This is a genomic window from Pseudomonas meliae (assembly GCF_001400515.1).
In the GTDB taxonomy this organism is placed as follows: Bacteria; Pseudomonadota; Gammaproteobacteria; order Pseudomonadales; family Pseudomonadaceae; genus Aquipseudomonas; species Aquipseudomonas amygdali.
The window spans coordinates 1-8651 of the sequence record NZ_LJQT01000383.1 but is presented as its reverse complement, the minus strand read 5'-3'; the positions used below and the strand labels follow the sequence as shown (position 1 = coordinate 8651).

6 protein-coding genes are annotated in these 8651 nt (G+C 60.2%); 2 read left to right on the top strand and 4 right to left on the bottom strand.

Translation table 11 applies throughout. From position 1 onward, the window contains the following. Positions 1–250: 250 nt before the first annotated feature. Together ALO64_RS17950 and ALO64_RS17945 are read left to right on the top strand one after the other, a co-directional pair. Entirely contained in the window at positions 251–1534 is a 1284-nt protein-coding gene (locus ALO64_RS17950; protein ID WP_044345168.1) for a membrane protein, read from the top strand. Between the two features lie 76 nt (positions 1535–1610). Continuing rightward, entirely contained in the window at positions 1611–3521 is a 1911-nt protein-coding gene (locus tag ALO64_RS17945; RefSeq protein ID WP_044345167.1) for an acyltransferase family protein, read from the top strand. A 69-nt stretch (positions 3522–3590) separates the two neighbouring features. Here the strand turns inward: ALO64_RS17945 and ALO64_RS17940 are convergent, their stop codons facing one another. The 4 genes from ALO64_RS17940 to ALO64_RS17925 are packed head-to-tail and all read right to left on the bottom strand — an operon-like array spanning position 3591 to position 8425. After that, positions 3591–4229 carry a response regulator transcription factor gene (locus ALO64_RS17940; RefSeq protein ID WP_005744911.1) on the bottom strand — a complete coding sequence of 213 codons (639 nt, stop codon included), beginning with the start codon at positions 4227–4229 and terminating at the stop codon, positions 3591–3593. Then, positions 4229–5296 (bottom strand): sensor histidine kinase, encoded by a 1068-nt coding sequence (locus ALO64_RS17935; RefSeq protein ID WP_029241026.1) that lies wholly within the window; start codon positions 5294–5296, stop codon positions 4229–4231. Before ALO64_RS17935 ends, ALO64_RS17940 begins: the two co-directional genes overlap by 1 nt. Positions 5297–5345: 49 nt before the next feature. Beyond that, a complete protein-coding gene (locus ALO64_RS17930) occupies positions 5346–6650 on the bottom strand; it encodes an ABC transporter ATP-binding protein (protein WP_174517451.1) in 1305 nt (434 codons plus the stop codon). 20 nt (positions 6651–6670) lie between these two features. Next, positions 6671–8425, bottom strand: a complete 1755-nt coding sequence (locus ALO64_RS17925; protein WP_044345166.1) for an ABC transporter permease — start codon at positions 8423–8425, stop codon at positions 6671–6673. Positions 8426–8651: the final 226 nt, after the last annotated feature.

Genomic DNA, 8651 nt, shown 5'->3' with positions numbered 1-8651 from the left:
GCGTCGCATGCCTTTCTGGACGCTCCGCGTCCAATCCCTGGCACAAAGTGCAGCGCATAGCCCTTAATCCTGACTAATTAATTGACAGTTGCCCGAACTGCGACTGATATACGTGTTGTCACGCCGTTGCGAGCGTTCGCTCCAGACCTTTCATCTCCCAGAGCCTTCCTGTGTCGACACATGCCCGTGATCGTCGGGCGGTAGCTTTGTCCGCGCAATTCCCCTGACGCATATCCAGAAGGCAGCCAGCATGGCGTTGACTACTACGAACAGCGCCGACACCAGGTCGTCGGTGATGTCCTTTGATAAATCCACGGTGGTGGTGTGGGTCGCCATCAGCCTGATTCTGGTCGAGACCTTCTCCGGAGCCTTGCGCTTCTACTTCGATCAGGCAGGCATCAGCCCCCTGCTCTACATGCCCAAAGCTGCCTGCATCCTGTTGTTTGTGCTTGAGCTGTGCACCTTCAAAGCGGGACGGTTGTTCTGGGCGTTCATGGTGGTGTGGATGATTTCCGGGCTGCTGGCCATGCTGCATCGCGCCAGCGTCCACAACCTGGCGTTCAGTCTGTTCGCCCTGAGCCCGCTGGTGTTCGGCCTGGTGTGCAGCAAGCACCTGCTCTACCGCCGCACGCTGTTGTACCGCGCCATCGGCTTTTGCCTGCTGGCCTCACTGCTGGGCATTGCTCTGGACAAGTACACCTCGGTGCCCTGGAAGGGCTACAGCTACAGCGTCGGTGAAACCGAACTGAGCGCCAACACCACATGGAGCGCGGACGAGGTAGACCGCATTGCCGGTTTCGCCAGAGTGTCCAACGTGCTGTCGATCATGATCGCCTTCTACACGCTGTACCTGATCATTTTCGTGCGCTCACGCCTGATGATGATGCTGCTCAGTGCCGTGGCGCTTTACGCCATCGTGCTGACCACCAGCAAAGCGCCAGCCGCGGCATTCGCCCTGACCCTCATTCTGCTGTTGCTGCGGCGAATGAGCTGGACCTGCCGAACGCTTTGCATCGTGGTGGTAGGCATCGGCCTGCTGCTACCGACTCTGGGGCTGATTGTGAGCCCCGATGCCTATGCGGTGAGTAGCGGCGGCTCTCTGGCCTCGCTGTATGACCGGATGATCAATACCTGGCCCAACCTGATAAATGCCATGAGCCGCGAAGGCTGGATGATCAGCGGTGCGGGCTTCGGCATGGTCGGCAGCACAATGGGGCTGTTTCCGGTCGAAGGTGCCGGCGTATTTCTCGGCATGGACAGCTCGGCCCTGTATCTGTGGGCGATGCTGGGCGTGCTGGGGCTGTTGCTGTATGCGCTACAGATTCCTCTGTTGTTCCGACTGATCGATGATCAGACCCGCATCGGCCACATGCTGCTGGCGATCAGCTTCTGCTGGTGCCTGATCAGCTGGACCACCGACATGTTCGAGGTCGCTGTCGCCAATCTGTTTATAGGCGTGGCCATTGGTCATGTGATTGCCAGCAGACAATCCGCTGCAAGCCATGCGCTCAGGCTGCCCGCCACTGACCGCTGACGGACCGCCAGATAATTTCCCGGCCGCTCTAAAGTGCCACTTTCCCTCACGATCATCCACCGGATGGCTTTCTCAAATGGACTTCAGAAAAGACATCAATGGGCTGCGCGCCATCGCGGTGGCTGCGGTGCTGCTCTTTCACTTTCAGCCCGCCTGGATGCCTGGCGGTTTCGCCGGGGTGGACGTGTTTTTCGTGATCTCGGGGTATCTGATTACCGGGATCATCCTGCGCGGCTTGAGGAGCGGCAAATTCAGGCTGGCAACGTTCTACACGTCACGGGCCAGACGCATCGTCCCGGCCCTCGCGGTGCTGTGTCTTGCCTTGCTGCTGGGCTGGTTCTCTTTGCTGCCGCTGGACTACAGCGCGTTGGGCACTCATGTGGCCAGCAGCCTGGGATTCGTTTCCAACGTTGTCTACTGGCGCGAGGCCGGTTATTTCACCGCCAGTGCTCATGAGAAATGGCTGCTGCACACCTGGTCGCTGTCGGTGGAGTGGCAGTTTTACCTGCTGTACCCGATTGCACTGTTGCTCCTCAGTCGCGTTGTCGCGCTGCACAACCTGCGCTGGTGGGTGCTGGGCGCAAGTCTGGCGGGCTTTGTGCTTTGTGTGTTTGCCTCGTCCCGATGGCCAGAAGCCGCGTTTTACCTGCTGCCGACCCGTGCCTGGGAGTTGCTCGCGGGTGGCGTGGCCTGCCTGTTCCCGCTGCAACTCAGGCCCCTACAGCAGCGAGTTCTGGAACAGGTCGGGCTGGCGCTGATCGTTGCCGGTTTCTGTCTGCTGTCCGTGCAGGACACGTGGCCAGGGTATCTGGTGCTGATGCCGGTGCTGGGGACTTTCGCGGTGATCGCGGCGGCCCGCAATGATTCGCTGCTGACCTGCAACCCGCTGTTTCAATGGGCAGGCAAACTGTCGTACTCGTTGTACCTGTGGCACTGGCCGGTGGTGGTGTGGATGAACTACACCGGTTTGCTGGGCGACACCCGCACGGTGCTATTGGGCATTGGTGTGGCCCTGACACTGGGGCTGATCTCATGGCGGTTGATCGAGCGGCCCGCCAGCCCACATCAACCTGACCAGCGCCGGAAATTTGCCATGCCCGCCGCACTGGTCGCTCTGGTCTTCGTGGCGGGGGCGCTAGTGGGTGCGACGCGAGGCGCAGTATCGCCACTTCGCCCGATCAGTGTTTCGGACAAGGCGCATTTCATCCAGGAATACGTTGATCGACAGCACAACCTGTACGAGCCCTACTGGCTGAAATGTGACGCCTTTTCCGCCCTGACCCAGCGTGGCCAGTCGGGCATCGACGAGACCTGCACGCGCAAACAGGGGCCGGGCGGAGTGTTCTTGTGGGGCGATTCTCACGCCCAGGCGTTGTCACTCGGGCTGCGTACCTTGCTGACACGCACGACCCCCTTCTATCAGGTGGCCTCGGCCAGTTGCGTTCCCGACCTGAATGACCACGAGGGACGCACCTCAGCGACCAGCAAGGCCTGCGACTACTCCAACAGGACTGCCCTGCAGAGCATCGAGAGGCTGCGTCCGGACATCGTGGTCATCGCGCAGAAGGATGGCCACGACAAGACCGACTGGAAGCGGATTGCGGCCCGCCTCAAGGGCTTTGGCGTGAAACATATCGTGCTGATCGGTCCGATGCCGTCGTGGAGCCCATCGCTGCCCAGTGTCATCGTCAACCGTCATTGGGGGCTGAGCGAGTCGTACATCCGCGATCCGGCGCTGGATCAAAGCGTCATGCGGGTGGATCAGGCAACCCGCGCGCTGGCTGTATCGGCGGGAATCCAGTTTGTGTCGCTGATCGACAAGCTGTGCATCGCCGATGCCTGCCGGGTACGCCTGGAAAACAGCCGCTCATTGCTGCAGATCGACTCGGGACACTTGAGCGCAGAGGGTTCGTTGTACGTGGTGCGCAACTACGTATTGCCACAACTGGTGAATGAGTCGAGCACGCAGCGCGGCGCAGAGTTGTGACGCGGAGCCTCACGCAAGGCGGTCACACGCTGGAGCGCAAGGAACGATAGGTGTGCGGGTGTGGGTTAATCAACGGAGCTCTTTGAGCCGCTCGGCAAACTTGACCAGGTCAGCCAGCGAGTCGGCTTCCATCTTGCGCATGACCGAGCCACGCCGGACCTTGACGGTGATTTCACTCACGTTCAGGCGGGCTGCAATCTGTTTGTTGAGCAAGCCACTGACGACCAGTTCCATCACCTGCTGTTCGCCATGATTCAGGCTGGCGTGACGGCGCTGCAACTCGGCTTCCACGGCTGAGTTGCGGCGACGGCTGCGGTCTCGCTCAAGCCCTTGTTGGAGCGCGTCCAGCAAGTCCTGGTCACGGAAGGGTTTGGTCAGAAACTCCACCGCACCGGCCTTCATCGCCCTTACGGACATAGGGATGTCGCCATGCCCGGTGATGAAAATGACCGGCAGAAAAATCCCCGACCTGGCCATGTGCTCCTGAAAATCCAGGCCACTCATGCCGGGCATGCGAATGTCCAGAATCAGGCAGCCCGGCGCATCAGGACGAGGGGTGTCAAGGAACTCGCGGGTCGAGCCGAACAACATGCTGCGCAAGCCGACTGACGCCAGCAGGTCTTCCAGCGAAGAACGCACCGAGAGGTCGTCATCGATGACAAAGATGACCGGCTCTTCGGCCTGCGGTGCAGTGGCGGCTGTGTTCATCAGGTTTCCATTTTTCCAGTGGGCAGCGTGAAATGAAACGTGGCCCCGATTGAGGGGTTGGGCGTCACCCAGATTCGCCCGCCATGGGCTTCGATGATAGACCGACTGATCGCCAGTCCAATCCCCATGCCTTCCTCTTTGGTGGTGTAGAAAGCGTCGAAAAGCCGGTCGGCTGCTTCTGGCTGAATCCCTACGCCGCTGTCGCTGACAGTGAACTCGATTTCCCCGCCTCCGCGCCACTCGGCCCGCACGTCCAGTTGCGCCTGTTCCGGTTCGACTTTCCTCATCGCGTCCATGCCGTTGAGCATCAGGTTCAGCAGCACTTGCTGGATCTGCACCCGGTCAGCCAGCAGCGGTGGCATTCCCTCCGGTACGTCAACCGACAGTGTGACGCCCTGCCCGTCTATCTCGCTGTGCGCAAGCGCGACAATCTCGGCCACCGTGTCCGCCACACTGATCCACTCTTTGTGCGTCGACGAGCGCTTCGCCAGGGCGCGCACGCGCACAATGATGTCCCCGGCGCGATTGGCATCACCGATCATGCGCTCGACTGCCTGACGGGCCTTTTCCAGATTGACCGGCTCGGTGGCCAGCCAGCGCTGACAGGCGTTACCGCTGATGACAATCGCCGACAGCGGCTGATTCACCTCATGGGCAATGGACGCAGCAAGCTCACCCAACTGATTGACCCGTGCGATGTGCGCCAGCTGCGAGCGCGCTTCATGAACCGTGCGGATGGCCCGCGCCATACGCAGCGCCAGCCAGGTGGTCATGGCGATGGCGGCCAGGCTGATGACGCAGTTGATCAGCCCGGACGCCTCGCTGCCTCTGGAGGTGGTCATTTCGTAACTGACCACCGTCAGCAGCATGCACACCGCCGCCATGACAATAACGCCCCTGACCGGCAAAAGCCTGACCGCCAGCAACACCACCGCGATCTGGAACACCCCCACGGCGATCTCCAGATCGGTCAGGGTATCGGCAATCGCGATGACCAGCGCCAGCGCCAGCAAAGCGACCCACCTGACGACCATCGCGGCTCTGCTACAGGATTCTGGCTCGTGCATCTGCACCATCTCGCTCTTCAAAAGGCCTGCCGAGTATGCCGTACAAACCTCAGGACGGGTTATCCAGACTGAACTGATCGGCCAGCTCATCATAAGCGAACAGCTCGGCGTAACGCCCCCATTGCGTAACGACATTCAGGGTCTGCATGGCATCGCTTTCCGACATGAAGTCTTCCAGTTGATCGCGAAAACGCCGCGCCGGTGCCGTGTGCGTGGGGCGATCATCCAGCACTCGCCGAATGTGCGCGACCAGCAGCACGAAGCTCAGCAGGTGCTGGGCAAACAGTTGCTTGCGTTCGTCCACATCCGCCAGCGCATAGCGATTTGCGGCAGGCAACAAGCGAATATCACCGCCCTTGAGCTCTGCAAAACGCAGCAGTTGCAGGACCTCGGCAATCGGGAATAGCTCGTCGGCGTTGTAGTGCAGCGCGCTGGCCAGTTCCGGCAGGTCCGCTTTGAGGCTGTAGGGCGGCGCATGAATGGCTTCGATCAGCCCTGCCAGCGCATTGGTGGACACCTGCGGCAAGACCATGCCCAGCCCGGTGCCTGGAAACACGCCCTGACGTATTTCGCCTGCATCGTTGTCCTGGGTCATAAGCACGTAGATCTCCTCCACCAGCGCCCGGAAGATCGGGTCCTGGCGGTTGCGCGGCTGAGGCAGATCGACCTTGATCTCGCTGATCACCCGACCCGGATTGGAGGAGAACAGCAGAATGCGATCGCACATCAGCACGGCTTCGGCAATGTTGTGCGTCACCATCAGGATCGACTTGATGGGCATGCGCCCTTCGCTCCACATATCCAGCAAGTCGGTGCGCAGGGTTTCGGCCGTCAGCACATCGAGCGCGGAAAACGGCTCGTCCATCAGCAGTACATCAGGGTCGATCACCAGCGCTCGTGCCATGCCCACGCGCTGGCGCATGCCGCCTGAAAGCTCTTTGGGGTAAGCACTCTCAAAGCCGTCCAGACCGATCAGGTCGATGGCCGCCAACGCGCGCTTGCGACGCACGGCGGGTGGCACACGTTGCGCTTCAAGCCCGACTTCGACATTTTCCAGCACGGTCAGCCACGGGAACAGGGCAAAGCTCTGAAAAACCATGCCTACCGACATCGCCCGCCCCTGCACGCGGCGAGGAAAATTCACTTCGCCTTCCGTGGGCACCACCAACCCCGCGATGGAGCGCAGCAGGGTGGACTTGCCCGAGCCGGAGCGACCCAGCAAGCCCACAATTTCGTTCTCATTGAGCGTCAGTGTCACGTCATCCAGCACCAGGCGCTCTTTGCTGCCTTTGCCGTACACATGTCGGACTTTCTGAACATCTACCAGGCAACGCGTTTCGACAGCCATCATGATGGCGCCCTCCTCAATCAAAATCACACAAGACTCAGACGCCGCTCGGCAAACCCGTACAGCGGACGCCACAGCAACCGGTTGAACGCGATGACGAAGATCGACATGACAACAATGCCCAACGCAACGCGTGGAAAGTCTCCCGCCTGAGTCGCGTTGGCGATGTAAGAACCCAGCCCTGCCGCTTCCAGATGCTGATCACCCCAGGACACCGCTTCAGCGACGATGCTGGCGTTCCATGACTCACCCGATGCGGTCAGCGCCCCGGTGACGTAGTAGGGGAACACCCCCGGCAAGGCCACACGCCGCCACCACTGCCAGCCGCGCATGTTGAATATCGTGGCCGCTTCGCGCAGGTCAGTCGGCAAGGCGCTGGCCCCTGCGATCACGTTGAACAGGATGTACCACTGGATGCCGAGCACCATCAGCGGCGAAAGCCAGATGTCCGGGTTCAGGTGCAGGCCGACAATCGCAATCACTGCAAAAGGAAACAGTACGTTGGCTGGAAAGGCCGCCATGAACTGCGCTATCGGCTGCAAGCGTTCAGCCCAGACCGGACGCAAGCCGATCCATACACCGACAGGCACCCAGATCAGGCTGGCAATGACGATCAGGACAATCACCCGCACCATTGTTGCCAGCCCCAATCCCAACGCGGTGACCAGGTCGCTCATGCCCAGCGATGTCTCGATGAACCTGAACAGGTAAACACTGCCGGTCAGGCAAGCAGCCATCACCAGGGCCAGCCATAGATAGTCGAACAACCGGGCAACGCCAGGCGTGAGCTTTACGTTCCACAGCCGGGATACCACGCGCCAGTCGATCAGCATCAGGCATTTGCATGGCGCAGCGAGGATCGAGCCCAGCATCGGTGCCACCCGCGAGCGACCCAGCAGGCTGTACATCCAGGAGCGCGGACGCTTTGACGACGCGGTTTGCTCGAAGCGAAACTTGTCCGCCCATGCCACGATCGGCCTGAACAACAATTGGTCATAGGCCAGGATCACCAGCGCCATTGCGCCCACCGCCCAGGCAATCGCAGCAAGGTTTTTCTGCTCGATGGCCAGCGCCAGCCACGAGCCGATGCCGGGCAAATTGACCGTGGTGTCACCGACCGAAATGGCTTCGCAAGCGACCACAAAAAACCAGCCGCCGGACATCGACATCATCATGTTCCACACCAGCCCCGGTACGGCGAACGGCAGCTCCAGACGGGTAAAACGCAGCAGTGGAGACAGTCCGAACTGCCGGGTGACTTCATTCAGGTCGCTCGGCATGGTACGCAGTGACTGATAGAAACTGAATGCGAGATTCCATGCCTGGCTGGTGAAGATGGCAAAAATCGCTGCGCATTCGCCCCCCATTTGCCGACCGGGGAACAGGCCCATGAAGAAGGTCACTGTGAACGTCAGAAACCCCAGGACAGGAACCGACTGAAGAATATCCAGCGCCGGGATAATCACCTGCTCGGCCTTACGGCTTTTGGCCGCCAGCGTGGCCACGACAAACGTGAAAACCAGCGAAGCCGCCAGCGCGATGAACATGCGCAGCGTGGTGCGCAATGCATATTCGGGCAGGCGCGCAGGGTCGAGGCTCATCGGGCTTGAGTTCAGCGCGGCAAGTGGCTGCATCATCTGGCCCACGCCATACAGCACCAGCGCAATAAACACGGCAATAACGACCAGGCAAATACCATCGGCCCAGTAAGGAGTGCGCGCACCGGGTTTTACAAAACGGGGCGTGCGCAGGCTTTTACCGAATTCAAATATCGAATGCATTGTTCACCTCGAATCGGCTGTGCAGGCGCGTACCCGCCAGCGTGATAAACAAACAGGCGGTCGGCGATAACAGAAAAAGGCCGTGAGTTAATAGTTGCCGGACAGTGAGTAAAGCTTATCGAGTTTTGAACAACTGTTAAAACCTGCAAAAGTAGGTCATGTTTATCTGTGAGTATGAGTTATATATACCAACGTATATTTGCAGGACTAGGGAGACGCTGAACAA

Excerpts from the sequence above, each read along its gene's own strand:
- ALO64_RS17935 (WP_029241026.1), bottom strand. The coding sequence starts at position 5,296 with ATGCACGAGCCAGAATCCTGTAGCAGAGCCGCGATGGTCGTCAGGTGG.
- ALO64_RS17950 (WP_044345168.1), top strand. The coding sequence starts at position 251 with ATGGCGTTGACTACTACGAACAGCGCCGACACCAGGTCGTCGGTGATG.
- ALO64_RS17945 (WP_044345167.1), top strand. The coding sequence starts at position 1,611 with ATGGACTTCAGAAAAGACATCAATGGGCTGCGCGCCATCGCGGTGGCT.
- ALO64_RS17940 (WP_005744911.1), bottom strand. The coding sequence starts at position 4,229 with ATGAACACAGCCGCCACTGCACCGCAGGCCGAAGAGCCGGTCATCTTT.
- ALO64_RS17925 (WP_044345166.1), bottom strand. The coding sequence starts at position 8,425 with ATGCATTCGATATTTGAATTCGGTAAAAGCCTGCGCACGCCCCGTTTT.